Annotated in this window: 23 protein-coding genes; 7 read left to right on the forward strand and 16 right to left on the reverse strand. The window is 62.2% G+C overall.

All coding sequences use genetic code 11. The annotated features are described in order from the left end of the window. Both N436_RS00005 and N436_RS00010 read left to right on the forward strand, forming a co-directional pair. Positions 1 to 1,401 (forward strand): acetolactate synthase large subunit (locus N436_RS00005; protein WP_110740149.1); only part of this gene is annotated, 1,401 nt, incomplete at its 5' end. A 152-nt stretch (positions 1,402 to 1,553) separates the two neighbouring features. Then, on the forward strand, positions 1,554 to 2,105 hold the full coding sequence (locus N436_RS00010) for a UPF0149 family protein (protein ID WP_110740150.1): 552 nt from the start codon (positions 1,554 to 1,556) through the stop codon (positions 2,103 to 2,105). 79 nt (positions 2,106 to 2,184) lie between these two features. On the opposite strand, the gene N436_RS00015 is transcribed toward N436_RS00010, so the two are convergent. The 4 genes from N436_RS00015 to N436_RS28640 all read right to left on the reverse strand — a co-directional run bounded on the left by N436_RS00015 (position 2,185) and on the right by N436_RS28640 (position 6,339). Continuing rightward, positions 2,185 to 4,518: a TonB-dependent receptor gene (locus tag N436_RS00015; protein WP_158261451.1), complete on the reverse strand. Its 2,334-nt coding sequence runs from the start codon at positions 4,516 to 4,518 to the stop codon at positions 2,185 to 2,187. A gap of 201 nt (positions 4,519 to 4,719) precedes the next feature. Next, positions 4,720 to 5,661, reverse strand: a complete 942-nt coding sequence (locus N436_RS00020) for a FecR domain-containing protein (RefSeq protein ID WP_158261450.1) — start codon at positions 5,659 to 5,661, stop codon at positions 4,720 to 4,722. Beyond that, on the reverse strand, positions 5,658 to 6,164 hold the full coding sequence (locus N436_RS00025) for a sigma-70 family RNA polymerase sigma factor (RefSeq protein WP_105945522.1): 507 nt from the start codon (positions 6,162 to 6,164) through the stop codon (positions 5,658 to 5,660). Before N436_RS00025 ends, N436_RS00020 begins: the two co-directional genes overlap by 4 nt. Before the next feature lie 40 nt (positions 6,165 to 6,204). Continuing rightward, the gene (locus N436_RS28640; protein WP_256589585.1) at positions 6,205 to 6,339 is read right to left on the reverse strand and encodes a hypothetical protein; all 135 of its coding nucleotides are present in this window, start codon (positions 6,337 to 6,339) and stop codon (positions 6,205 to 6,207) included. Positions 6,340 to 6,373: 34 nt separating this feature from the next. Here N436_RS28640 and N436_RS00030 point away from each other — a divergent pair, with 34 nt between their 5' ends. From N436_RS00030 to N436_RS00045, 4 genes are all read left to right on the forward strand, one after another. Next, entirely contained in the window at positions 6,374 to 7,003 is a 630-nt protein-coding gene (locus N436_RS00030) for a glutathione S-transferase family protein (RefSeq protein ID WP_016712045.1), read from the forward strand. Between the two features lie 27 nt (positions 7,004 to 7,030). After that, entirely contained in the window at positions 7,031 to 9,067 is a 2,037-nt protein-coding gene (locus N436_RS00035) for a pyridoxamine 5'-phosphate oxidase family protein (RefSeq protein ID WP_110740151.1), read from the forward strand. A gap of 84 nt (positions 9,068 to 9,151) precedes the next feature. Then, on the forward strand, positions 9,152 to 10,048 hold the full coding sequence (locus N436_RS00040; RefSeq protein WP_105945520.1) for a LysR family transcriptional regulator: 897 nt from the start codon (positions 9,152 to 9,154) through the stop codon (positions 10,046 to 10,048). 157 nt (positions 10,049 to 10,205) lie between these two features. Then, positions 10,206 to 11,501: an MFS transporter gene (locus tag N436_RS00045; protein ID WP_105945519.1), complete on the forward strand. Its 1,296-nt coding sequence runs from the start codon at positions 10,206 to 10,208 to the stop codon at positions 11,499 to 11,501. A 148-nt stretch (positions 11,502 to 11,649) separates the two neighbouring features. Here the strand turns inward: N436_RS00045 and N436_RS00050 are convergent, their stop codons facing one another. The 8 genes from N436_RS00050 to N436_RS00085 all read right to left on the reverse strand — a co-directional run bounded on the left by N436_RS00050 (position 11,650) and on the right by N436_RS00085 (position 19,721). Then, positions 11,650 to 12,519 (reverse strand): aldose 1-epimerase, encoded by an 870-nt coding sequence (locus N436_RS00050; protein ID WP_110740152.1) that lies wholly within the window; start codon positions 12,517 to 12,519, stop codon positions 11,650 to 11,652. Positions 12,520 to 12,543: 24 nt separating this feature from the next. Continuing rightward, positions 12,544 to 13,467 (reverse strand): EamA family transporter, encoded by a 924-nt coding sequence (locus N436_RS00055; protein ID WP_105945517.1) that lies wholly within the window; start codon positions 13,465 to 13,467, stop codon positions 12,544 to 12,546. A gap of 157 nt (positions 13,468 to 13,624) precedes the next feature. Continuing rightward, complete coding sequence (locus tag N436_RS00060) at positions 13,625 to 14,905, reverse strand: TRAP transporter large permease (RefSeq protein WP_110740153.1); 1,281 nt, start codon at positions 14,903 to 14,905, stop codon at positions 13,625 to 13,627. Then, positions 14,906 to 15,433, reverse strand: coding sequence for a TRAP transporter small permease (locus tag N436_RS00065; RefSeq protein WP_105945516.1), 528 nt, complete (start codon positions 15,431 to 15,433; stop codon positions 14,906 to 14,908). Positions 15,434 to 15,499: 66 nt separating this feature from the next. After that, on the reverse strand, positions 15,500 to 16,471 hold the full coding sequence (locus N436_RS00070) for a TRAP transporter substrate-binding protein (RefSeq protein WP_105945515.1): 972 nt from the start codon (positions 16,469 to 16,471) through the stop codon (positions 15,500 to 15,502). A 65-nt stretch (positions 16,472 to 16,536) separates the two neighbouring features. Next, a complete protein-coding gene (locus tag N436_RS00075; protein ID WP_110740154.1) occupies positions 16,537 to 17,418 on the reverse strand; it encodes an SMP-30/gluconolactonase/LRE family protein in 882 nt (293 codons plus the stop codon). Between the two features lie 26 nt (positions 17,419 to 17,444). Further along, entirely contained in the window at positions 17,445 to 18,251 is an 807-nt protein-coding gene (locus N436_RS00080; protein ID WP_110740155.1) for an NAD(P)-dependent oxidoreductase, read from the reverse strand. 231 nt (positions 18,252 to 18,482) lie between these two features. Further along, the gene (locus tag N436_RS00085; protein WP_105945512.1) at positions 18,483 to 19,721 is read right to left on the reverse strand and encodes an OprD family porin; all 1,239 of its coding nucleotides are present in this window, start codon (positions 19,719 to 19,721) and stop codon (positions 18,483 to 18,485) included. A gap of 702 nt (positions 19,722 to 20,423) precedes the next feature. On the opposite strand from N436_RS00085, the gene N436_RS00090 reads away from it, so the two are divergent. Continuing rightward, on the forward strand, positions 20,424 to 20,663 hold the full coding sequence (locus N436_RS00090) for a type II toxin-antitoxin system RelB/DinJ family antitoxin (protein ID WP_110740156.1): 240 nt from the start codon (positions 20,424 to 20,426) through the stop codon (positions 20,661 to 20,663). A 326-nt stretch (positions 20,664 to 20,989) separates the two neighbouring features. Here N436_RS00090 and N436_RS00095 read toward each other — a convergent pair whose 3' ends face one another. The 4 genes from N436_RS00095 to N436_RS00105 form a co-directional block, all read right to left on the reverse strand. Beyond that, a complete protein-coding gene (locus tag N436_RS00095) occupies positions 20,990 to 21,526 on the reverse strand; it encodes a Bro-N domain-containing protein (protein WP_105945510.1) in 537 nt (178 codons plus the stop codon). Positions 21,527 to 21,726: 200 nt separating this feature from the next. After that, on the reverse strand, positions 21,727 to 22,977 hold the full coding sequence (locus N436_RS00100) for a ribonucleotide-diphosphate reductase subunit beta (protein WP_105945509.1): 1,251 nt from the start codon (positions 22,975 to 22,977) through the stop codon (positions 21,727 to 21,729). 441 nt (positions 22,978 to 23,418) lie between these two features. After that, positions 23,419 to 23,550: a hypothetical protein gene (locus tag N436_RS28645; RefSeq protein WP_256589582.1), complete on the reverse strand. Its 132-nt coding sequence runs from the start codon at positions 23,548 to 23,550 to the stop codon at positions 23,419 to 23,421. 139 nt (positions 23,551 to 23,689) lie between these two features. Further along, positions 23,690 to 26,569 (reverse strand): ribonucleoside-diphosphate reductase subunit alpha, encoded by a 2,880-nt coding sequence (locus N436_RS00105; RefSeq protein ID WP_016712029.1) that lies wholly within the window; start codon positions 26,567 to 26,569, stop codon positions 23,690 to 23,692. Positions 26,570 to 26,937: the final 368 nt, after the last annotated feature.

The following is a 26,937-nucleotide window of genomic DNA, read 5'->3' on the forward strand; positions in this document are numbered from 1 at the left end:
GCCAGTGCCTACGCCTACCTGGGCGGCATGCCGATGATGATGATCACCGGCCAGAAGCCGATCAAGAAGTCCAAGCAGGGCCGCTTCCAGATCATCGACGTGTGCGGCATGATGGACCCCATCACCAAGTACACCCACCAGTTCGCCTCGGCCGACAACATCCCGTCGCGCATGCGCGAAGCCTTCCGCCTGGCCGAAGAAGAAAAGCCGGGTGCGGTACACCTGGAGCTGCCGGAAGACATCGCCGCCGAGCAGACCGATGCACTGCCGATCCCGCGCAGCCTGCACCGCCGCCCGCTGGCCGAGCATGTGGCCATCGAAGCCGCCGTGCAGAAACTGCATAACGCCCGTAACCCGATCCTGGTGATCGGCGCCGGCGCGAACCGCAAGATGACCGCCAAGGTCCTCAAGCAACTGATCGACAAGACCGGTATCCCGTTCATCACCACCCAGCTGGGTAAAGGTGTGGTCGACGAGCGCCACCCGCGCTTCCTGGGCAACGCCGCCCTGTCGTCCGGCGATTTTGTGCATCGTGCGGTTGAAGCCGCCGACCTGATCGTCAACATCGGCCACGACGTGATCGAGAAGCCGCCATTCTTCATGGTCCGTGGTGGCACCGAAGTCATCCACATCAACTTCCGTTCCGCCGAAGTCGATGCCGTGTACTTCCCGCAGGTCGAAGTGATCGGCGATATCGCCAACGCTGTGTGGCAGATCAGCGAAGCCCTCACCGAAACCTCGCACTGGGACTTCACTCGCCTGATGGCCATCCGTGAAGCCAACGAAGCGCAAATCGCCGAAGGCGCCGACGACGACCGCTTCCCGGTCTACCCGCAGCGCCTGGTTGCCGACATCCGTCGCGTGCTGCCGTCCGAAGGCATCGTTGCCCTGGACAACGGCATCTACAAGATCTGGTTCGCCCGCAACTACAAGGCGCACAAGCCAAACACTGTGCTGCTGGACAACGCCTTGGCGACCATGGGCGCCGGCTTGCCATCGGCCATGGCCGCGCATCTGGTGCACCCGGACCGTCCGGTGATTTCGGTTTGCGGCGACGGCGGCTTCATGATGAACAGTCAGGAGCTGGAAACCGCCGTGCGCCTGGGCATGCACATCACCGTGGTGATCCTGCGTGACGACGGCTACGGCATGATCCGCTGGAAGCAGGCCAACATGGGCTTCACCGATTTCGGCCTGGACTACGGCAACCCGGACTTCGTCAAATACGCCGAAGCCTACGGTGCCAATGGTCACCGCGTGGAAAGCGCCGAAGGCCTGCTGCCACTGCTGGAGCACTGCATCAAGACCCCGGGTGTGCATGTGATCGACTGCCCGGTCGATTACAGCGAAAACGACCGCATCCTCAACAGCGAGCTGCGTGAGCGCGCGCTGGCGGTATAAGGCGTAGCTTCAAGCTGGCACCGACCGGCAGCATGAGTTGCCGGGTTGGCTGCCTTCCTGAAAAATCTGCCCGTGCTGTGGCACGCACGGGCAACCCTTCAAGCGTTGCTGTGCTAGGGTGCACACACTTTTGCTTCTCAGGATGTACGCCCATGCTCCCCGCACTCAGCGAAAAAGAACTCGACCGCCTCGAAGACCTGCTGATCACTTACGGCAACGACTACTCGGTGCTGAACCTGGCCGAACTCAATGGTTTTTTCACCGCGCTCGCCAGCTCGCCGGTCACCGTCTACCCCGAGCAATGGCTGCCTGCGGTAGCCGGTGGCAAGGTGCCGAAGTTCAAGAAGCCTGCGCACGAAGAAGCGTACACCGCGTTGATGCTGCGCTATGCCAACCAGGTGGCAGAAGAGCTGGGTGACGACGTCGACCACTTCGAGCCGCTATTCGAAGAAAACGAAGGTGATGAAGGCAATGTGATCGTCATGGAGGAGTGGTGCTTCGGTTACATGCGCGGTACCCAGGTTGCCGGTTGGGAGGCGTTGCCGCCAGAGCAGGATCAACTGCTCAAGGCTATTTCGCTGCATGGGCTGGAGGACAACTTCGAGTTGTTGGACCAGATGAGCGAAGCCGATATCCAGGCGTGCGTGCCACAGGTGGTCGAGGCCGCGCGGGGGCTGTTCCGGTATTTCAACAAGCTGCACTGATCGGGAATTTGGAATGAGGCTGCTGGCCTCTTCGCGGGTAAACCCGTTGAGAGGCCAGCAGGTCCAGCACACAATTGACTCAGAACCCCAGGCTCACCGTCGCCACCAACGATGCTGGCTCACCCGCATAATTCCCCGCACTGGAAATGGTCTCGATGTAGTCCTTGTCCAGCACATTGCGCGCGTTCAGCGATACCCGCAGGTGCTCGTCGAAGTCATGGAATACACTCAAGTCCAGCCGCCCGTAACCACTGGCACTGTAACTGTTGGCCAGGTCGCCATAGCGCTTGCCGGCAAAGAACACGCCCGCACCAAAACCCAGCCCTTGCAGCGGGCCATCCTGCAGTTGGTAGGTTGACCACACCGAGCCACTGACCACAGGCACACCCTCCAACCGGTTGCCTTCCTCGTAACGCGTATCCTCGACCAGCTTGGCATCGAGCACGGCGATGTTCCCGATCACGTTCCAGCCGTCGCGGATCTCGCCACTCACATCCAGCTCCACACCGCGCACCCGCTGCTCACCCGTCTGGATCGAATAGTTGCTGTCCAACGGGTCATTGGCCGCCAGATTCTTGCGGCGGATCTCGAACGCCGACAGTGTTGCAGCCAGGCGCTCGGGGATGATGTCGTACTTGGCGCCCACCTCGTATTGCACACCGGTTTCCGGGTCGAGCACGCTGCGGTCACGGGTCAGGCGGTTTTGTGGGGCGAACGAGGTGCTGTAACTGAGGTACAGCGCCAGCCGATCGGTAGGCTGGTAAACCAGGCCTGCACGGGGCGATGTGTCGGAGGGCTCGATGTCGATATCGGCGTAGTCACCTGCTTCGGTGTAGTTGCGGTTACGCTGCTTCACCTGGTCGTGGCGCACGCCCAGCAGCAGCTTCCATTGCTCGCCCAGGTCTATCTGGTCCTGGACATACACACCGTAAGTCTCCTGGTCGAAGCGCGAGTCCTCACCAAAGCGGAACCGCCCTGGCTGCGCGCCATGCACGGGGTTCCAGATATTCAACGGGGCAACATCGGCCCGCAGCATGGTCACGCTGCGCCTGCCCGTTACCGACTCCACCCCCGTCAGCAACTGATGCGCCAGCCCGGCAGTGGCGAAGCGTGCGATGGCCTCGAACTGGGCGCTGAGCGAGCGCTGTGTTTCGTCGAAGTCGGTGGCACGTCGGGTCAGGGTAAAGCCGTCCTTCTCCAGGGTGCGCTGGGAGATGTTGAGCATGGTCTTGTTCGACTTGTCCCAGCGGGTGAGCTGGCGCAGGGTCAGCCAATCGTTCAGGTCGTGCTCCAGCTTGAACCAGGCGGCAGTCTTGTCGCTGTTGCTATGTGACCAAGGTTCTTCGAGAAACACCTTGTGCCGTGAGTCGACCCGGTCGCCGATCACTTGCAGCCCGCGGTCGTACTGGGCATCGGTCTCGGTGTATTCCAGGCCCATGTCGACCCGGGTGTGCTCACCCGGTGTCCACGACAGCGATGGGGCAAAGTGGCGGCGGTGGCTGTCGCGGTACAGGTCACGAAAACTGCCCTCGGTCTGGTAGGCCATGGCCAGGCTGCCAGCCAGGTTGTGTTCGGCCGACAGGGGGCCACTGAGCCAGGCCTGGCCGCGCTGATAGTCGTAGGAGCCGGCTTGCAGCTTGACCTGGGCTTCCGGCACCAGCGTCGGCTTGCGTGTCACCACGTTGATCAGCCCGCCCGGGTTACCACGGCCATACAGCACCGAGGCCGGGCCTTTGAGCACTTCGATTCGCTCCACGCCGGCCAGGTCGGTGAGGATTTCCGGGCGTACGGTCAGCGAGTTGGTCAGCACCCCGTCGATGGCATAGGTGGTGCCCTGAAAACCACGCACGATGAAGCTCTCGATACTGCCACCGTGGGTGTTACCGCGCTGGATACTGCTGACGTTGCTCAGAGCGTCGGCCATGCTGTTGGCCTGTTGGTCTTCCAGCACCTGGCGCGGTACCACCTGGATCGATTGGGGGATGTCTCGCAGTGCGGCGTCGGTCTTTGTACCCACTGTGCTGCGTGAGGCCTTGTAGCCTTGCAGCGCACCGATGGCCGAGAGATGCATGTCGTGCAGACCGTTGATGTTGGTCGACTCCAGTTGCAAGGCCGAGGAGGTGGGCCTGGTGCGCAGGGTATAGGTGTTGCCGCTTTGCGGTACGGCCTCCAGGTGGGTGCCACGCAGCAACAGGTCGAACCCTCGAGCGGTGCCTACGTCGCCTTGCAGGCCTGGGCTTTGCAGGTCGCCGAGCATGGCCGGGTCCAGGGGCAGGGTAACGCCGGCCTGGGCGGCGAACTCGGCCAGGGCCTGGTCCAGGGGGCCGGCGGGGATCGCGTAGTGACGGTCGTCCTCGGCCCAGGCGAGGGGCGAGGCGATGAAGCTGGCGAGCAGGGTGAGGCGCAGACGCATGGGGGCTTCCTGATGGGCTGAAGGGTGGTTTTCAGGAAGAGGACACCTGAGGCGGGTAAAACACGACACGGTCATTTTCATGTGTTGGTTTTGCTGGCCTCTTCGCGGGCACGCCCGCTCCCACAGGTACTGCATCAACCTTGAAACCTGTGCCATCCCTGTGGGAGCGGGCGTGCCCGCGAAGAGGCCAGAAGCACCAACTCATCCCTCGGCCGGTAACACCGTCACCCAGTAACGCGACACGTACTTCACCTTCAGCGCAAACGCCATCGTCAACGCCCGCAGCGCAGCATCGCTGTCCGCCAGCTGATAAACCCCGGAAATCTCCAACCGGGCAACCTCGGGTGCACACCGCACCCATCCATGGCGATAACGCCCCAGCTCTGTCAGGAACTGTGCCAGCGGCATGCGTTCCACCCGCAACACGCCATCGATCCAATCCACCCTGGCCGGCACCGTGGTCAAACGCGTTACCTGGGTATCGCTGACCAATGCCTGCTCTCCGGCCATGATGCGCAAGGTCGCACCCGTATTCGGCGTCGCTGCGACCGTCCCCTCCAGTACTTTGAGTTCGTCATGCCCGGTGAACTGGCGCACGGCAAAACGCGTCCCCAGCGGCTGGAACATGCCCCACGTCGAGCGCACCAGCATCGGCCTCGGGTCCTTGCCGGTACGCACATGCAATTCACCGCGGCGCAGCACCAACAGGCGTGCACTTGCGCTGTAGCGGATGTCCACGGCTGTATCGGTGTTCAGGCGTAACTCGGTGCCATCGTCGAGGGTCAGCTCGCGCTGCTCACCGACACCGGTACTGGCATCCGCCAGCCAGGTGTCCACTGCCCCCGTGCGTGACAGCGTCACCCCAAGCGAGCCCAGTACCACCAGCGATGTCAGCGCCTTCACCGCCGCACGGCGGCCCAATGCTGCCGGCCGCTGCAACGTCGAGCGGGCCAGCGTGGGCGGTATTGACTGCACCTGGGCACTGAAACGTGTCGCCAATTGCCAGGCCCTTTCGTGATCGGCACTGGCCGCGCGCCAGGCTGCGCAGGCCTGCTGCTGCTGATCGCTGGCGCCACCTTGCAGGCACAGAAACCAGCGCGCCGCTTCCTGGGCTATACGCCGTGATACCGGTTGTGCCGTCATGCCCATTCCCCCGACGCCAGTACGATGCATTCCTCAAAGGCCCGTACCAGCCAACGTTGCACCGAGCGCACGGTCACCCCCATCTCCTGGGCAATCTGCTCTTGGCTGAAGCCTTCCACTTGCGACATCAGGAATGCACGTCGTGCCTTGCCCGGCAGGCGCGCCAACACCCGATCCACGGCATTCAGGGCCTCGAGCAAGGCCGCTTGGTATTCGGCGCTGGGGGCCTGGTCTTCTGGCATGTTCGCCAGTGCTTTCAGGTAGGCCTGCTCCAACGAGCGGCGACGATAAAGGTTGAGTAGCAGGCGCCGGGCGATGGTAGCCAGGTAGGCACGCGGTTCGCGCAGCTCGGCGGGTGGTGCGTGGGTGAGCAGTTTCACGAACGTGTCCTGGCTCAGGTCTGCTGCATCGCAGCGGTCATTCACCCGGCGGTACAGCCAGCTTTGCAGCCAAGTGTGATGGCTGCGGTAGAGCTGCTGGATGGGAGCGCGATCCGGGGGCATGGGCAGGGTGGTTTCGTTATTGAGAATTAGTTGCATCATTCTATGCGGGGTCGCGCTGGCGCGGCAATTGGTGTTTGGCACGACCGATCTGGCAGATTATTTCGCGCAGCGAAATTATGGTTTCCTCATCACACGGATTCTGCTCTGCGCCGATCAGGTGCAGCATGTGCTCCATCAGCCCACTCCGGTGCTGACCAGGAGCCAAGCCCATGTCGAACCCGATCAAGCTTTACAACTTCCCCAAGTCTGGCCACGCCCATCGCATTGAACTGATGCTGTCTCTGCTCAACCTGCCCACCGAGCTGGTATTCGTCGACCTGGCCAAGGGGGCGCACAAGCAGCCGGACTTCCTGGCTCTCAACCCGTTCGGCCAGGTACCGGTCATCGATGACAACGGCACGGTGATCGCAGACTCCAACGCTATCCTCGTTTACCTCGCCAAAAAATATGACAACGGCACCTGGCTGCCCGAAGAGCCAGCCGCTGCCGCCCGCGTGCAACGCTGGCTGTCGGTCGCTGCAGGCCCGCTGGCCTTCGGCCCCGCCGCTGCCCGCCTGGTGACCGTGTTCGGTGCTGCGTTCAACACCGACGAAGTGATCACCCGCGCCCACACCCTGCTCAAGGTGATCGATGCCGAGCTGGCCAAGTCGCCCTTCCTGGCCGGCAACACAGCCACTATCGCTGACATCGCCAACTACTCGTACATCGCTCATGCACCAGAGGGCAATGTGTCGCTGGAGCCCTATGCCAATGTGCGTAGCTGGCTGGCGCGGATCGAGTCACTGCCGGGCTTCGTGCCCATGCCACGTACCGTGATCGGGCTGCAGACCAGCGCCTGACACCCCGCCCTCGGGAGGAACGCCGCCATGCAACAGACGCCGGACCAACGCCCCTCGCCCTGGCATGCGGGCGAGAAAACCCTGCAGGAAAAGGTCGGTGTAGCAGAGCGCATGGAGGCGTTCGGGCAAAAGGTCATTCGTGACTACATGCCCGACCAGCACCGCACGTTCTATCACCAGTTGCCGTTCATGGTGGCGGCCAGCGTTGACGCTCAGGGTCGGCCCTGGGCGACGCTGCTGGAAGGGCCAGAAGGTTTCGTCAGCTCGCCCGACCCACGCCAATTGACGATTGACACCAGGTTACCGGCAGATGACCCCGCCACCCCGGGGCTGGTCGCCGGGCAGGCAATCGGCCTGCTGGGCATCGAACTGCACACCCGCCGGCGCAACCGCCTCAACGGGCAGATCCGCCAGGCTGCTGCGGGGCAATTGCAGGTGGCGGTGGAGCAGTCGTTCGGCAACTGCCCGCAGTACATCCAGCTGCGCGACTACACCCGCGTCACCGAACCGGCCCTGGGGCGCGTCGATGCGACAACACTGGATGCCACGACCGTCAGCATGATCCAGTCTGCTGACACATTCTTCGTCGCCAGCTATGTCGAGCATGAAGGCGGCCAGCGCTCGGTGGATGTTTCCCACCGAGGCGGTCGGCCGGGGTTCGTCAAGGTCGAAGGCAACACGCTGACCATTCCCGACTACGCCGGTAACCTGCACTTCAACACCTTGGGCAACTTGTTGGTTAACCCGAGGGCAGGTTTGCTGTTCATCGACTTCAGCAACGGCAACGTACTGCAGGTGTGCGGGCGTGCCGAGGTGCTGCTGGAAAGCCCGGCCATCCAGGCTTTTGAAGGTGCAGAGCGGCTGTGGACGCTGGAGGTCGAGCAGGTGGTGTGGCGGCCGGCTGCGGTTTCCCTGCGCTGGGCCTTCAAGGAGTACGCACCGACCAGCCTGATGACCGGCATCTGGGCTGAGGCCGATGCGCGTTTGCAGCAACGCCAGCAACAGCGCCAATGGCAAGCCTGGCGCGTGCTGCGGGTGGAGCAGGAGAGCCGCGATATCCGTTCGTTCTACCTTCAGCCGCCCAGCGATAGCGCTGTGGTGTTTGCACCCGGGCAACATGTTCCGGTGCAGGTACAGCGCGACGGTGAAGCGCCGCTGATCCGCACCTACAGCTTGTCCAGCGCACCTTCCGATGGCTATTTGCGTATTAGCGTCAAAGCCCAGGGCCCGGTTTCCCGCCACTTGCATGAGCGCATCGCGCCCGGCGATGTGCTTGACGTGCGTCCACCCATGGGCAGCTTCACGCTGGACGTGCAGAGCACGCGGCCGCTGGTGCTGATTGGCGCGGGGGTGGGTATCACGCCATTACTGGCCATGCTGCGTGAGCAGTTGAGCAAGGCCCAGACGCGGCACATCCACTTGTTCCATGGCGCGCGTAGCCTGGCCGACCTTCCGTTCAGGCAGGAACTGGCGAGCTTGTGGCAACAGGCGGGAGGCTTTCTGCACATCCATCGCGCCCTGAGTCAGCCGGAAGGCCATGCGCTGCTTGGGCGAGATTACGAGTTTGCCGGGCGTCTGGGCATCGAGCAGGTCAAGGCGACGCTGGCGCTGGACGACTACGATTTCTACCTGTGCGGACCGGGCAGTTTTACCCAGGACTTGTATGAAGGGTTGCGCGGCGTGCATGTGCCGGATGCGCGGATTCACGCCGAAGCCTTTGGGCCGTCGACGTTGCGGCGGCACACGGACGCCGACCAGCCCACCTTGCAACAGCCGCCCGCCGCCAGCGAGCCAGTACCGGTGTACTTTGCGGCGTCAGCCAAGGAAGCGCGCTGGGCACCCGGCAGCGGTACCTTGCTGGAGCTGGCCGAGGCGCGCGGTCTGGCGCCGGAGTTCAGTTGCCGGGGTGGCTCGTGTGGTACCTGCAAGACCAAACTTGTGAGTGGCCAGGTGCATTATCCGAATCCACCGGCAGAGCTGCCGGAGGCGGGGTCGGTGTTGATCTGTTGTGCGGTGCCGGCGCAGGTGGAGGAGGGGTTACAGGCATTGGTGCTGGACATCTGACAAACCAGCCCCGGCCTCTTCGCGGGCAGCACAAAATGCCCAGATGAATAATAATCCCGGCACCTCATGTCCTCAGGAGCCCGCATGGACCAGATCCACCTGATGAAGGTGTTCGTCGCCGTAGGTGAGCTGGAAAGCTTCGCCGCTGCTGCCCGCCGCCTGGACATCTCCCCGGCTGCCGTCACCCGCGCCGTCAGCGCCCTGGAAGACCAGCTTGGGGTAAAACTGCTGCTGCGCACTACCCGCAGCGTACGCCTGACCGAAGCGGGAGGCCGCTACCTGGAAGACACCCGTCATATCCTCGCCAGCATCAACGAGGCCAACGCCGCCGCTGCGGGCATCAACGCCACCCCCAAGGGCGACCTGGCGGTTACCGCGCCGATCCTGTTCGGCAAGAAGTTCGTCATGCCGTGCATCGTCCGCTACCTGCAGCAGTACCCTGAAGTCGATGTGTCTGCCTACTTCCTGGACCGCGTGGTGAACATGGTCGAGGAGGGCATGGACGTTGCGGTGCGCATCGGCCCGTTGCCCGACTCGGGGTTGAAGGCGCTGCGGGTCGGCAGGGTGCGGCGCATGTTGTGCGCATCCCCCGATTACCTGGCGCGACATGGCGTGCCGAAACATCCTTCGGACCTGGCCGGGCATGCGGTAATCGGCACCACCAACCTGTCGCCCCGTGCCGGCTGGCGCTTTGGGGTGACAGAAGAGCCGACCATGGTACGCATGAAGCCGAGGCTGACGGTCACCAGCAACGATGGGGCCATCGCGGCTGCCAGTGGCGGGCTGGGTATTGCCCGGTTGTTGTCGTACCAAGTGGCCGATGAACTGGCCAACGGGCAACTGCAGGTGATTCTGGCTGAGTACGAAGAGGCACCCTGGCCAATTCATGTGCTGCATCGGGAGAGCAAGTATGGCTCGGCCAAGGTCAGGGCCTTCATCGACATGCTGGCGCAGGCACTGCGAGCCCAACAACTCGATTGAGATCGTACAACAAGGGTTAAAACAGCTCGAAATAATATTTGTTGTACGACGACCTATGACGTGGCACTCTTTCGCCTGAAACAATTTGTCGCAAATAGCCCTGCCGGCGTTTGCGCCAAACGCTCGCCACTCTAAAAACAAGAAATTCAGGTGAACCATGAAGATGAAAGGCATCCGTTGGTGGATGGTCAGCCTTGTCACGGCTGGGCTCGTCGTCAACTACCTCGCCCGCAACACCCTCTCGGTGGCTGCCCCCACCTTGATGACCGACCTCGCCATCAGTACTGAGCAATACGCCAAGATCGTAGCTGCCTGGCAGGTGTGCTACGCCCTCATGCAGCCCATTGCAGGCTGGTTCATCGACTTCATCGGCACCAAGCTGGGCTTTGCCGTGTTCGCCATGGCCTGGTCGCTGGCCTGTGCCGGCGCGGCCCTGGCCACTGGCTGGCAGAGCATGGCGTTCATGCGTGGGTTGTTGGGCATGACCGAAGCCGCCGGCCTGCCGGCCGGGGTCAAGGCCACCACCGAGTGGTTCCCGGCCAAGGAGCGATCGGTGGCGATTGGCTGGTTCAACATCGGCTCGTCGCTCGGCGCCTTGCTGGCGCCGCCGCTGGTGGTGTGGGCGATCCTGCACAGTGGTTGGCAGCTGGCGTTCGTGATCGTTGGTGTTTCGGGCATTGTCTGGACCCTGTTGTGGATGCTACTGTACAAGCACCCGCGCGACCAGAAACGCCTGAGTGACGAGGAGCGCGACTACATCCTGGCCGGGCAGGAAGCGCACTTCAAGCAGGACACCCGCGAGAAGGGCGCGTGGAAGCGTATCTTCAAGGCCCGTAACTTCTACGCCATCGCGTCGGCGCGGATCCTGTCGGAGCCTGCCTGGCAAACCTTCAATGCCTGGATTCCGCTGTACCTGATGACCGAGCGGCACATGAACATCAAGGAAGTGGCGATGTTCGCCTGGCTGCCGTTCCTGGCGGCGGACATCGGCTGTGTGCTGGGCGGTTACCTCAGCCCGCTGTTCCACCGCTACTTCAAGGTGTCGCTGTTCACCTCACGCAAGATGGTGCTGGTGTTTGGTGCCAGCTGCATGATCGGCCCGGCCTGCATCGGCCTGGTGGAAAGCCCGTACACCGCGATCCTGTTGCTGTGCATTGGCGGGTTTGCCCACCAGACGCTGTCGGGGGCGCTGTACTCGATTACCTCTGACTCGTTCAGCAAGGACCAGGTGGCCACGGCGACCGGTATGGGCGGCATGTGTGGGTATCTGGGGGCGGCGGCGTTTACCTTGGTGTTCGGCGTGCTGGTCACGCAGATTGGCTACAGCCCGTTGTTTGTGGTGCTGGCCGCGTTCGATATCGTGGCGGCGGTGTTGGTGTGGAAGGTGGCGCGGGAGGTGCGGACGCCATCTTCGGAGAAGCCGGTAATGGCTTCGACCGAGGCGCTTGCATAAGGCTTGAGATTTTGGGGCCGCTTTGCGGCCCATCGCCGGCAAGCCAGCTCCCACAGGTACTGCACAAGGCTTGAAGTCTGTACGGTTGGTGTGGGAGCTGGCTTGCCGGCGATGGGCTGCGCAGCAGCCCCAATTCCAGGCAACATGATTACAGCGTCTGATATTGCATCCTGAACCCCAGGCTCATCGCCTCCCCATGCTGCAACAATTTCAGCCCCGGCCGCCCCGGCAGGTGATGCGCATTCACCGGGTGACTAACCGGCTCAAAGCAGAAAAAGCCTTGTCCCTGCGGACAAAACAGCAAGAAATGCTCAGCCCCACTGGCACTGCACGCCAAGCGATACCCGGCACCGGGCTGTTCGATCACACAGTCCCCCGGCCAGCCATTGAAGGCGTGGTCCACGACCGTGTCAGGCAAGCCTCCCATGCTTTCAAAACTCCACTGCTCTGGTATCTCGGCCTCATACGAAGGCAGTCGCCCCTCTTCGGCCAACCATACCTTGCGCGCTGCTGCATGCAGCCTGGTATCGGGATATCGCGGGAAATAGGGATGTAACCCCAACCCATACCAGTTAGCCTGCTCATCCAGGTGCGTGACATGCAGGTCCAGGTTCAGGCACCCCTCGTGCAAATGCACATCCAGCGTAGCCTGGTAGGCGAACGGCACTTCACTGTGCAGTGTCAGGCGTACGCGCCGCTCGCTGTGGTGCTCCACCTGCCAGGGTTGTTGCCAGGCGCTGCCATGAATCGGGTAAGCGTCGTGCGTGGTATTGGGCGCCAGTGCCTGCCAGCCTTCGGGCCGGGAAAAGCCACCCTCGGAAATGCGATTGGACCAGGGCGCCAGCGGGTAACAGGCCAGCCGTCGTGGGGTACCGGTGGCCAGCGCGGCCGCGTCGGAATGGCGTAGCAATGGCTGCCCGGTTGCCTTTACTTCCCAGTTGACCAGGCTGGCGCCCAGTTCCGGGGCCAGGCTCAGGCGGGTCAGGTTGTCTTGCAGGTGCAGCTCGGTCACAGCCATTCAAGGCTCCTTTCAAATGAACAATCAACGGGCTCGACGGTAGGTCAGCAGCACGATGCCGCACACCACCACGGCGGCGCCGATCAGTTGCGGGGTACTCAGCTGCTGATCGAGCAACGCCCAGCCCAGCAGCAGTGTCGCGATGGGTTCGACATTCATCACCGGTGCGTTCTGCGCCATGTTCAGCCTTGGCACACACACAAACAGCAAGGTGAAGGCCAGGCCGTACAGCACCACCAGGCTGCCCAAGGCGACCCAGCCACCGCTGCTGCCGGGCAGTGACAAGCCCGACGGCATCACACCGCTTGCACCTGCAACCAGCATGCTGGAAAACACGATCAGCAAGGTCAGCAGGCTGCGCACTGGCCCGCGTACGGCAGCCAGTTTGTGGTCGGTGATCCACAAGGCACAGGCAAACGCACAGGCGGCACCAAAGGCCAGGCTGACGCCCAGCGCCCAGTGCGGGTTGGCCGCGCCACTGTCGGCCAGGCGAGCGGGCACATCCAGCGCCAGTACCAGCCCGCACAGGATCAGGCCCATGAACAGCGCCGTGCGGCCAGTAGGCCGTGCGCCACCCAGTGCCCAGGTGAGCAATGCCAGCAACATCGGGAAGGTGTTGCCCACCAGCAGCGCCAATGCCACCGGGATGCGCGCAACTGCCGAGTACAGGCACAGGCTTTGGGTGGCGATCAGCAGGCCGAGCAGCAACTGCCAGTGACGGGTACCCGCAGGCAGGCCTATCGCCTGGCGTTGCCACAGCAACAGGCAGGCGAGTACCAGCAAGGTGATGCCTGAGCGGCAGAGAATCGCCAGCAGCACGCCGGTGCCGTCATCGAAGGCGATGCGAGCGGCGATGTGGTTGCCGGCGAATGAACAGGCCAGCAGGGCCAGCAAGGCGATGGCCAGTTTACGTGGAAACAGAGGGGCAGCAGAGGAGGGGACAGCCATGTGCAGGGTCCATTTGCAGGTAGAGCCAAGGGGGCTGCTTTGCAGCCCATCGCAGGCAAGCCAGCTCCCACAGGAACTGCGCTGGGCTGGCAGGCTGCACATTCCCTGTGGGAGCTGGCTTGCCTGCGATGGGCCGCAAAGCGGCCCCCTATTTCAGTTAAAGCACCACGCTAGGCAGCCACAGGGAAATGGCCGGAATGTAGGTCACCGCCATCAGCACCAGGAACAGCGCCAGGTAGAACGGCAGCAGCGCCTTCACCGTCGACTCGATGCTCACCTTGCCGATGGCCGAGCCCACGAACAGCACGGCCCCTACCGGCGGGGTGATCAGGCCTATCCCTAAGTTCACCAGCATGATCATGCCGAAGTGCACCGGGTCCACGCCGATACCGGTGATGACCGGCAGCAGGATCGGTGTGAGGATCAGGATCAGCGGCGCCATGTCCATCACCGTGCCCAGCAGCAGCAACATGAAGTTGATGCACATCAGGATCACGTAGCGGTTGTCCGACAGGGTCAGGAACGCCGTGGTGATCTTCGACGGGATCTGCATCAGCGTCATCACGTAGCCGAAGCTGGCGGCAAAGCCGATCAGGATCATCACAATGGAGATGGTGCGAACCGTGCGGTGCATCAGCTTGGGCAGGTCGCGCCACTTGTAGTCGCGGTAGATGAACATGGTCACGAAGAACGACCACACCACCGCCACGGCTGCCGATTCGGTCGCGGTGAACACACCCGACAGGATGCCGCCCAGGATGATCACCATGGCCATCAGGCCCCACAGCGCCTCACCGGCAATTTTCAGCGCCTGGCGCAGCGGGATCACTTCGCCCTTGGGGTAGTTGCGCTTCTTGGCGAAGATCAGGCACAGGCCCATCATCACCGCGCTCAGCAGCAAACCGGGCATGACACCTGCCATGAACAGCGAGGCAATCGATACCGTGCCGCCCGCCGCCAGCGAGTACAGCACCGAGTTGTGGCTGGGTGGGGTCAGCAGCGCCTGCACCGAGCCGCTGACGGTCACGGCGGTGGAAAACTCGCGCGGGTAGCCCTTGCGCTCCATCTCCGGAATCAGCACCGAGCCCACCGAGGCCGTGTCGGCCACCGACGAGCCCGAAATTGCCCCGAAGAAGGTCGAAGCCATGATGTTGACCAGCGACAGCCCGCCACGCACGAAGCCCACCAGCACCCCGGCAAAGGCCACCAGCCGGCGTGACATACCGCCTTCGGCCATGATCGCACCGGCCAGCACGAAGAACGGAATGGCCAGCAGCGAGAACTTGTTAACCCCACTGGCTACCTGGATCATCATCGCCTGCAGTGGGATGTCGATCCACCACGCACCGATCAACGCCGACAGGCCCAGTGCATAGGCCACCGGCATGCCCAGCAGGATGAGCGCAACGAAACTGCCCAACAGAATGAACGCATCCATTTACGCCACTCCTTCGCTTTCTTCTACATGGTCGAAACGCACCACCTTGCGATGGCTCTGGTCGCCGAGCAGAAGTTTTTCCAGCACGAAGACCAGGGTCAGCACGCCACCCACCGGGATCGGCGCATAAGTCATGCCCACCCGTACACCCGGCAGCGACGCCAGAAACTGGTTCCAGGTGGTGATGCACAACTTGGTGCCGTAGTAGGTCATGAATACACACACCAGAATCATCAGCACCTGCACCAGCAGCGCGACCAGCTGGCGCTGCAGCGGTGGCAGGCGATCGGTAATCATCGCCACCGCCATGTGCGCCCCGGCGCGGTAGCTGGCGGCGGCGCCGACGAAGGTGAACACCACCATCAGCAGGATGGCCACCGGCTCCGGCCAGCTGGCGCCGGTGCCGAGCACGTAGCGGGCGAAAATGCCCCAGGGAATGATCAGCGACATCGTCAGGATCGACAGGCCGGCGACCCAGATGCAGCTGCGGTACAGTGTGTCGTTCACACGCAGGACAAGGTTTTTCATGGGCATCACCAAAGCGGCAGGGCGACGGGCGCCGCGCTGCCGAGGTCGTTCAGAAAGGGGCCGCTGTTACTGGACGGCGTCGATGCGCTTCATCAGGTCAGCGTACTGCGCGCCGTATTTTTCACGCACCGAGGCGGTGGCGTCGTAGAACGGTTTCTTGTCGACGGTGATGAACTCGACACCGGCGGCCTTCAGCTTCTCTTCACTGGCAGCGGACTTGGCGTCCCACAGCGCGCGCTCTTCCATCTGCGCCTCACGCGCGACCTTCTTCACCAGCGCCTGCTGCTCGGGGGTGAGCTTGTTCCAGGTGGTCTTGGACATCACCACCGGCTCCGGCAGGATCAGGTGGCCAGTCAGGGTGTAGTACTTGGCGCTCTGGAAGTGGTTGTGCTCAAGCAGCGTTGGCGGGTTGTTCTCGGCGCCATCGATCACACCGGTTTGCAGGGCGCTGAAGATTTCCCCGGTGTCCATGGCGATGCCGTTGCCGCCCATGGCGTTCATCATGTCGATGAACAGCGGGTTGCCCTGCACGCGAATCTTCATGCCCTTGAGGTCTTCAAGGCTGCGTACGGGCTTCTTGGTGTAGATGCTGCGCGAGCCGCCATCCATCCAGGCCAGGGCCACCAGGTTGAAGTCGGAGTTGGTGATCTTGTCGAGGATCTCCTGGCCGATGTCTCCGTCGATGATCTTGCGCATGTGCTCATGGTCGCGGAACACGAACGGCATGTTGAACACGTTTACATCCGGCACTACCGGGCCGACGATCCCCAGGCTGACGCGGGTCATCTGTACGGCACCGATCTGCGCCTGTTCGATCACTTCCTTTTCCGAGCCCAGCACGCCGCCGGCGAACATCTTGAAGGTGATGTCGCCATTGCTGGCTGCTTCAAGTTTTTTGCCCATGTTCTGCTCGGCCACCACGGTGGGATAGCCGGCCGGGTGGATTTCGGCGAACTTGATGTCCAGTGCCGAGGCGGGCATGGCCACGCTGAAGGCGAAGGGGAGTACGGCAAGAAGCAGCTTGCGTTTGAACGTCATGATGAAACTCCGTGGTTTTTATTATCTGGTTTCGTACGTGCAAGTGTGGGTGTGGCAGGTGGGGCTCAGCCCCGGTAGGCAGGCTCCTCCAGGCCTTTGGTGCCCGGGTTGAGGGCAAATACCCCGCCAGCCAGCGGCTGGTCGCTGAGGTCGATGCCCGCAGGGCGGATCGAGGTGACGTACAGGGTGTCCAGGTTGGCGCCGCCGAAGGCGCACATCGCCGGCTTTTTCACCGGTACGTTGAGCGAGCGGTCCAGGCGGCCATCAGGGGTGAAACGGTGGATCTGCCCGGCATCGTTGCCGCAGATCCAGTAGCAGCCGTCCTGGTCGATGGCGGCGCCATCGGGGCGGCCGGGGTAGCCGCGCATGTCGACGAACAGCCGCTTGTTGCGCGGCGTGCCGCTGTCGGTGTCGTAGTCGAAGGCCCAGACTTTCTGCACGTTGGGGTGCGAGTCGGAGAGGTACATGCGTGTGCCGTCGGGGCTGAAAGCCAGGCCGTTAGGCACGATCATGCCGTCCTGCTGCAGGTGCAGATGACCTTCGCCGTCATGCCGGTACAGCGCGCCCACGTGGGCACCTTGCTGCATGTCCAGCAGCATGGTGCCGGCCCAGAAGCGGCCCTGGCGATCGCAGCGGCCATCATTGAAACGCATGCCCGCCTGGGCATGTGGCACGCTGCTGAGCCGCCGGCCGTCCAGGCTACCATCGGCCTTGGCCTGAAGCTGGAAGATGCCGCTTTCCATGCCGGCAACCCAGCCTTGGCCGCTGCGGGCGATGCAGGCCAGCATCTCGTCGCCCTGCCAGACCTGATGCTTGCCATCGGCCGCCTGCCAGCGGTGCAGTTGGCGGGCGGGAATATCGACCCAGTACAGGGCCTGTTCACCGGCGTGCCACACGGGGCTTTCGCCAGTGCCGTTGCGGGCGTCGACGATCAGTTCGCAGTTCATGGCCGTGCCTCCTGGCATGCGTGGGGTCAGTTGAATGGGCCGGCCACGGCGAAGGCGCCGCCCTGGTAGACCATGCTCGGGTCATCGGCGGCGGGCGCCGGCTGGGCTTCGACGGCGGCGCGGAAGGCTTCGGAGCTGTCCTTGGGCACATAGCCCAGGTGCTCGGCATGGCGGTTGTCCCACCACACGGTGCGGTTGTCGGAGGCGCCGTAGACGATGGTGTGGCCAACGTCGGGCGTGAACAGCCCGCGCTCGATCAGTTGCACCAGGTCGTCGTAGCTCAGCCAGGTGCAGAGCATGCGTGGGTTCTGGGGTTGCGGGAACGACGAGCCAATACGAATGCTGACGGTCTCGATGCCGTAGCGGTCGAAGTAGAAGCTGGCCACATCCTCGCCGTAGCACTTGGACAGCCCGTAGTAGCTGTCGGGGCGGCGCGGGGAGTGGGCGTCGATGCGCTCGTCCTGGCGATAGAAACCGATGGTGTGGTTGGAGCTGGCGAAGATGATGCGCTTCACCCCATGCTTGCGCGCCGCCTCGTAGACGTGGAACACGCCGCAGATGTTGGGGCCGAGGATGTCTTCGAAGGAATGCTCGGTAGAGACGCCGCCGAAGTGGATGATGGCGTCAACGCCTTCGACCAGGGCATGTACCGCCGCCTTGTCGGCCAGGTCACAGGTGATTACTTCTTCATGCGGGCCTGCGGCAGGTGCCATGGGGCTGATGTCGGAAAGGCGCAGGACCTCGGCGTAGCCTTGCAGGCGTTCGCGAAGGATCTTGCCCAGGCCGCCTGCGGCTCCGGTGAGCAGCAGGCGATTGAGGGGAGTAGGGGTCATGGCCGGCTCTTGTTGTTAATTGTTGTAGGTTGTCGTATGACTAGGCTGATTATTGGCGGTGAATTTGGGTGTTGTCAATGAGGCTTGTGTGGCTTTTACCGGCCTCATCGCCGGCAAGCCAGCTCCCACAGGTACTGCACATGCCTTGAAGTCAGCGCGGTCGGTGTGGGAGCTGGCTTGCCGGCGATGGGCCGCAAAGCGGCCCCAATAAAGGCAGCGCCGATGTTCCGGTTACAGCAACGACAATGGATAGTTAAAGATCAACCGGTTCTCATCAAACTCGTTATTGCTGTAATCCCGCCGAATCGACGAGTTACGCCACTTCACACTCAAATCCTTGAACGCCCCGCTCTGGATCACATACGCCAGTTCCGTCTCGCGCACCCACTCCTTGCCATCGGTCACCGACCCGTTATGCACATCACGCCCGCTGATATACCGGTTCATCAAGGTCAGGCCAGGCACCCCGACGGTGACGAAGTTGAAGTCATGCCTCACCTGCCACGAGCGTTCGTTGGCATTGTCGAAGCTGGAGTTGTAGCTGTCGTTGGCCAAGGTTCCGCCGCTGGTGCCATTGACCCGCATCCAGGTATCACCATCGACCTTTTGCAGGCCCACCCAGAAGGTGCTGCCACCGTACTTGGCCGAGAACATCCCCGAATAGGTCTTGTTGTCCAGCTGCCCGGCGCGCTCGGAGCCATCCTCATCGCCATGGAAGTAGCCCAGGTTGGCGCCCAGGGTCCAGTCGCCCACCGGTTGGCTGTGGCTCAGTTGCAGGTACTGCTGCTGATACACATCCTTCAGCACCGCATTCCACAGCCCCACCAGCGTGCGGTCCTGGTTGAACTTGTACTCGCCACCCACAAAGTTGAAGCGGTCCGACACGCCACCGCCGTAGCTCATGTCTTCCATACTGGCGTCGTTGCGCGGGCTGTTGCCGCGGAACTGGCCGCCGTACAGGGTCAGCCCGGCAATCTCGTTAGAGGTGATTTGCCCGCCACGGAACGTCTGCGGCAACGAGCGCCCGTCGTCCGAACGCAGGATCGGCAGCACCGGCATCCACTCGCCAATCTTCAGTTCGGTCTTGGAAATACGCGCCTTGCCGGCCACTGCCAAACGTCCGTAATCATCCGCCGGCTTGCCATCGTCATGACGCGGCAACAACGCCGTGCCATAGGTGCCGCCGCCGCCATCAAGCTTGACCGACCACAGCCCCAGCACATCCATCCCGAACCCGACCGGCCCTTCGGTGAACCCCGAGCGGGCATCGAGGATGAAGCTTTGCGTCCATTCCTCGGCCTTGCTCTGAGCGTTGCTGGGGTTGGTGAAGTTACGGTTGATGTAGAAGTTGCGCAGCCCGAGGGTGGCCTTGCTGTCTTCAACAAAACCCGCAGCCAGGCTGGTACCCGGCAGGCCGGCGATGACCCCGGCGCCAAGCAGGGCGAAGGGCAGGGTTTGGCAGATTTTCATTATTGTTGTGCTCCCGAAGGGTGTGGCAGCCCGTCCACCGGGCACGCACAAGCGGCCTGCGGCAGGGGCGGGTAAGTAACGGGCCGGTCAGGGCCAGGGGTGAATGCGCGGTAACCGGGTGCTAGGTACTGACGGGCGTACGCAGGCAGGCCGGGGGAAGAGGGGTGTGCAACAGACGTGGGTGTCGCGGGATGGGTGTCGACATGAGTTCGTCCACTGATTGTTGTTTTTGTTATGCGTTGTCGTACAACTGTGAGCGATTATTAGCAAGGGGGAGGTGGGCTGTCAACGGCTGATGGCTGAGCAATTTAGGGGCAAGATGGCAAAAATCGGGCTGTAGAAGCTCTACCGTGAGCCCTTTAGAGACATACTACGACCAAGGTAGTCCCAGGCACTATTCCAACAGCGGGAGCGATCTCTGTATGAGCGGCTTTAGCCGCGAACACCGGCAAAGCCGGTGCCATCCACCGCGTAGCCTGCTTCGCGGGCATGCCCGCTCCCACAGACGTACGCCTGTAAACCGGGGACATGGTTTACAAATCCAATCCAATCGCCTGTGGACCCTGCCGCAACCCTGCGCTATCTTCAGATCTGGCCTCGCCCTCGACCACGTAGACTGGCATGTCCAGTCCCGGCACCTCGTTGTGCCGTACCCCTCTTGTCGGCGTGGGCGGGGCCTCTTCTTTTCTCGAAAGTCGAACCATGGCGTCCATCAACATCCGCATCGACGACGAGCTCAAAGCCCGCGCCTACGAAGAGCTAGAGCGCCTCGGTGTAACCCCCTCCGAACTCATGCACCAGGTTCTGCAATATGTAGCAGAGCAGGGCAAGTTGCCTTTCGGGCCAGCCAGCATGGCCGAGGAAGATGAAGACCTCATCGCGTCTGTAAATGAGCGTCTCGCTTCCCCGCTGCGCGTGAAGGTCCAACTGGATGACCTATAGAATCTGACTCGATGTACGGCACCGGCTTTGCCGGCGTTCGCGGGTAACCTCTAATGCCAATCCGTCAGGAAAATTGGGGCCGCTTTGCGCCCCATCGCCGGCAAGCCAGGCTCCCACAGGTACAGCGCATGGCTTGAGTGCGATTCGGTCGGTGTGGGAGCTGGCTTGCCGGCGATGGGCTGCGCAGCAGCCCTGATTGGCTTAACTGACTGGCATTAACCCGCTACCCCGCTTTTGACCGGCTAACCAAAAAATTGCCAGCAAACGAAGTCTTTTGTGGGAGCGGGTTCACCCGCGAAGAGGCCAGCACAGGCAAAAACCGCCCGCTAAACCCCATGCATCCGCAGCGCCCGCTGCGCACACTCCCGCCAACTCAATTTGCGTTTCTCAACCAACCCCGGCAACTCCACTTCCCCCGCCAGCACCACTGGCATATCCCGCATCCTCACCCAAGGCTCACTCTGCCAATACAGCAAAGTCGCGCTCCGCCCACCAGGCCAGCACATCTGCCCCAGCCGCGGCGCATCGTCTACCCCGTCAGCCTGAGCATCACGCAGCACCGCCACCACCTCATGCGTCAACCACCAGCGCAAATGGCGGTTCTCCGGCACATGGTGATGCGCCAACAAGGTATAGGCCCCGGACTCACTGACCATGGTGGTCTGCTGGTACTTGCCATAGCGCAGCAGCGGCACAGTGCGGTACTGGTCCGGGTCGAGCTTGCGCATGCAGTGTTCGTCGAAGAAGTGACCGCTCAGCCGGCCGAGTTCGTGGGCGCAGAACCAGGCTTGGGTTTCGAGCCAGAGGGTGTGGAGAGGGCGGTTATAGCGGGTGAAGAGCGTAGGTTTATTGAGACTGTCCATGTTTGGCCATCCTGATTTGGAGAGCCGTTTCTAACGGGAACGGGATTCCGCTGCGTGAGCGTTCTTAAGCGCCAACAGACGTTATCGCGATGCTAAAAAAGTGACAATGAAAAACCTTGTAGGAAGGGTCCTGTTCGCCTTTCCCCTGCCAATAAAAAAGGCTGCCAATTGGCAGCCTTCTCGATACTCAGCCCGGACAATCAGTCCCAGCTCAGTGCCCCGCCGGTCTGATACTCAATCACGCGCGTCTCAAAGAAGTTCTTCTCCTTCTTCAAGTCCATGATCTCGCTCATCCATGGGAACGGGTTGGTAGTCCCCGGATACTCTTCTTTCAAACCAATCTGAGTCAAACGACGGTTGGCAATGAACTTGAGGTAATCCTCCATCATCGCCGCGTTCATGCCCAGCACGCCGCGTGGCATGGTGTCACGGGCGTATTCGATCTCCAGCTGGGTCCCTTGCAGGATCATCTGGGTCGCTTCTTCCTTCATCGCCGCGTCCCACAGGTGTGGGTTCTCGATCTTGATCTGGTTGATCACGTCGATACCGAAGTTCAGGTGCATCGACTCGTCACGCAGGATGTACTGGAACTGCTCGGCCACGCCGGTCATCTTGTTGCGGCGGCCCATGGACAGGATCTGGGTGAAGCCGCAGTAGAAGAAGATGCCTTCCAGTACGCAGTAGTAGGCGATCAGGTTGCGCAGCAGCTCTTTGTCGGTTTCGACGGTGCCGGTGTTGAATTCCGGGTCGGAGATGGCGCGGGTGTACTTCAGGCCCCAGGCGGCTTTTTTCGCGACCGACGGGATCTCGTGGTACATGTTGAAGATCTCGCCTTCATCCATGCCCAGCGACTCGATGCAGTACTGGTAGGCGTGGGTGTGGATCGCCTCTTCGAAGGCCTGGCGCAGGATGTACTGGCGGCACTCCGGGTTGGTGATCAGGCGGTACACGGCCAGGGCCAGGTTGTTGGCAACCAGCGAGTCGGCGGTGGAGAAGAAGCCCAGGTTGCGCATGACGATGCGGCGCTCGTCTTCGGTCAGGCCGTCCTGGCTCTTCCACAGGGCGATGTCGGCGGTCATGTTGACCTCTTGCGGCATCCAGTGGTTGGCGCAGCCGTCCAGGTACTTCTGCCAGGCCCAGTCGTACTTGAACGGTACCAGCTGGTTCAGGTCGGCGCGGCAGTTGATCATGCGCTTTTCGTCTACCGCAACGCGGGCAGAGGAACCTTCCAGCTCGGCCAGGCCTTCGGCAATGTCGAGGGCGTCGAGGGCGGCCTTGGCACGTTTGACGGCTTCGGAGTCAGAGGCGGTGGCCGCACGGGCTTCCAGGGCGGCGGCACCACCGGCGCTGTCGAGCTTGTCGAGGGTGGCGGCGGCAGCGGCCTGCGCAGGGGTGTTGCCTTTGGCGGCTACTTCGCCGTCTTCCTTGTCGAATTCGTCCCAGCTCAGCATGGTTTGGCTCCTGCTTGAGGGTCGCCCTGGGGCAACCGGTTGGATTTTAAGAATGTGATGCCTGACGCACGGCCAATGGGCAAATGATCAGCTCGAGAGGCTGACTCTCGTTTACATCTGAATGTGTTCTGGCTTGTACCTGGCCAGCCCTCGGGGAGGGGCCAGGACAATTGAATGGTGCTCTTTTCAGAGGGCGCAAAGTATACCGGAATTCACCTTCGATCGGGGCGCGCGTGTTGCCGGCGAGGGTAACTTTTTCGACCGGTTTTGCGTGCGTCCGTTCACGAAATGGCTGTGTTCGTCTACGGGGGGAGAGTGTAGCGCCAACCTATATGTTGTGCCAGTTTAAATTTCGAGACACATCATATGGTGTTTTTGTCAAAGGGCATGTTAGCCGAACGGGCCTCAGCGCGGGCTTGCCGGCGATGAGGCCCGGCAACACTAGCTGCGGTGGGTATGCAGCGTTTCGACAATGTGCGTCTTGGGCTGCTTGCGTGCTGCTTCGACCGAGGTGAAGCGGCCGGTTTCTGCGTTACGGCCAATCTTGCGAGTCGCCACTTTTTTCCGCGCCATGGGCTTGCGTCCTTTTTAGAGAGGTCCAGTCCTTTTACCGAACCGCATACGCAGCGGGAAAAGGGCAGGGCTTCTCAGTGACGCAGATACAAAAATGCCGCGCGGGGCACCCGTAGGCACCCCGCGCGGCATTCAGGCCTTACTGGCAGGCTTCGCAGTCAGGCTCGTCGATTGCGCAGGCCTTCGGCACTGGCGCAGGGCCGGCTGCCTGGACCGGGGCGCTGTCGCCACCGCTGGAAACGGCGTTGAGCTTGCCGGTGTTGATGGTCGACTTCTCGGTGCTGGTCGCGGCCAGGGCACGGAGGTAGTAGGTGGTTTTCAGGCCACGGTACCAGGCCATGCGGTAGGTCACGTCCAGCTTCTTGCCCGAGGCGCCAGCGATGTACAGGTTCAGCGACTGAGCCTGGTCGATCCACTTCTGGCGACGCGAGGCAGCATCGACGATCCACTTGGTTTCCACTTCGAACGCAGTGGCGTACAGGTCTTTCAGCTCTTGCGGAATACGCTCGATCTGCTGCACCGAACCGTCGTAGTACTTCAGGTCGTTGATCATGACCGAGTCCCACAGGCCACGGGCCTTCAGGTCGCGGACCAGGTACGGGTTGATCACGGTGAACTCGCCCGACAGGTTCGATTTCACGTACAGGTTCTGATAGGTCGGCTCGATCGACTGCGAAACGCCGGTGATGTTGGCGATGGTCGCGGTTGGCGCGATGGCCATGATGTTCGAGTTACGAATACCTTTTTGTACGCGGGCACGTACCGGAGCCCAGTCCAGGGTCTCGTTCAGGTCGACGTCGATGTACTTCTGGCCGCGGGCCTCGATCAGGATCTGTTGCGAATCCAGTGGCAGGATGCCCTTGGACCACAGCGAACCCTGGAAGGTCTCGTACGCACCGCGCTCATCGGCCAGGTCGCAAGAAGCCTGGATGGCGAAGTAGCTGACCGCTTCCATCGACTTGTCGGCGAACTCGACCGCAGCATCGGAACCGTAGGCAATGTGCTGCAGGTACAGAGCGTCCTGGAAGCCCATGATGCCCAGGCCGACCGGGCGGTGCTTGAGGTTCGAGTTACGCGCTTGCGGCACCGAGTAGTAGTTGATGTCGATCACGTTGTCGAGCATGCGCACGGCGGTGTTCACGGTGCGTTGCAGCTTGGCGGTGTCCAGCTTGCCGTCGACGATGTGGTTCGGCAGGTTGATCGAGCCCAGGTTGCAGACTGCGATCTCGTCCTTGTTGGTGTTCAGGGTGATCTCGGTGCACAGGTTCGAGCTGTGGACCACGCCCACGTGCTGCTGCGGCGAACGCAGGTTGCACGGGTCCTTGAAGGTCAGCCACGGGTGGCCGGTCTCGAACAGCATCGACAGCATCTTGCGCCACAGGTCTTTGGCCTGAATGGTCTTGAACACCTTGATCTTGTTGTACTCGGTCAGGGCTTCGTAGTACTCGTAGCGCTCTTCGAAGGCCTTGCCGGTCAGGTCGTGCAGGTCTGGCACTTCCGAAGGCGAGAACAGGGTCCACTTGCCGTCATCGAAGACACGCTTCATGAACAGGTCAGGGATCCAGTTGGCGGTGTTCATGTCGTGGGTACGACGGCGGTCATCACCGGTGTTTTTACGCAGCTCGATGAATTCTTCGATGTCCAGGTGCCAGGTTTCCAGGTAGGCACACACGGCGCCCTTGCGCTTGCCACCCTGGTTCACGGCAACGGCGGTGTCGTTGACCACTTTCAGGAACGGTACAACACCCTGGGACTTGCCGTTGGTGCCCTTGATGTAGGAGCCCAGTGCACGTACAGGGGTCCAGTCGTTGCCCAGGCCACCGGCGAATTTCGACAGCATGGCGTTGTCGTGGATCGCGTGGTAGATGCCCGACAGGTCGTCCGGCACGGTGGTCAGGTAGCAGCTGGACAGCTGCGGGCGCAGGGTGCCGGCGTTGAACAGGGTCGGGGTCGAGGCCATGTAGTCGAAGGACGACAACAGGTTGTAGAACTCGATCGCGCGGGCTTCCTTGTCTTTCTCTTCCAGCGCCAGGCCCATGGCCACACGCATGAAGAACACCTGCGGCAGTTCGAAGCGCACGCCATCCTTGTGGATGAAGTAGCGGTCGTACAGGGTCTGCAGGCCCAGGTAGGTGAACTGCTGGTCGCGCTCGTGGTTGATCGCCTTGCCCAGTTTTTCCAGGTCGAAATCAGCCAGGGCCGGGTTCAGCAATTCGAACTCGATACCTTTGGCGACGTAGGCCGGCAGGGCCTTGGCGTACAGGTCGGCCATTTCGTGATGGGTAGCGCTGTCGGCCACGTTCAGGAAGCCCAGGCCTTCGGCGCGCAGGGTGTCCATCAGCAGGCGGGCGGTGACGAACGAGTAGTTCGGCTCGCGCTCAACCAGGGTACGGGCGGTCATCACCAGGGCGGTGTTGACGTCCTTGATGGCCACGCCGTCGTACAGGTTCTTCAGGGTTTCGCGCTGGATCAGGTCGCCATCGACTTCGGCCAGGCCTTCGCAGGCTTCGCTGATGATGGTGTTCAGGCGGGCCATGTCGAGCGGCGCCAGGCTGCCGTCGGCCAGGGTGATGCGGATGGACGGGTGCGGCTCGACCACGGCATCGGTGTTGGCGCGGGTGGCACGCTCCTTGGCGCGCTGGTCGCGGTAGATCACGTAGTCACGGGCGACTTTCTGCTCGCCGGCGCGCATCAGGGCCAGTTCGACCTGGTCCTGGATTTCTTCGATGTGGATGGTGCCACCCGATGGCATGCGACGTTTGAACGTGGCGGTAACCTGCTCGGTCAGGCGCGCGACGGTGTCGTGGATGCGCGACGAAGCGGCAGCGGTGCCGCCTTCAACTGCGAGGAACGCCTTGGTGATGGCCACGGTGATCTTGTCGTCGGTGTAAGGGACGACAGTGCCGTTGCGCTTGATCACGCGCAGTTGGCCAGGGGCGGTGGCGGCCAGATCCTGGTTGGAATCGGCAGCTTGCGGCACCTTGGCTTGCGGGTTCTCGCGAGTTGTGTCGGTTTGCATGGGTGGGTGTCTCCACAGTTTCTATAGTGTTCAGGCGCCTTTTGGGCGCCCACCGTTCCGTCCACTTGCTCGATGCCCCGGCGGGGATGCGCAATGCATGCGCATCCGCCCGCGCGGGCGTACCGACTTCGGGACAGACTCAGGAATAAGGGCAATAGCTCGCCGCTCCCTGGCCGAAGTCAAAGGTTCTGGGCTGAGCCCAAAATCTGTTGCTGATGAGTGTCAGGCCTGGCCTGCAACACCCATACCCGAACAAGGCCCTGGAAGGGCTTGCCTCGGTCGCCTCCGCAGGAGCGGTTTGGCTGCTGAAATCACTTGAAGTTCCGCCCGGAAAATCGCTCGATTTTGCGGGTTGACTTTTGTGTGTG

It is taken from the genome of Pseudomonas sp. RV120224-01b (assembly GCF_003208145.1).
GTDB classification, from domain to species: Bacteria; Pseudomonadota; Gammaproteobacteria; order Pseudomonadales; family Pseudomonadaceae; genus Aquipseudomonas; species Aquipseudomonas monteilii.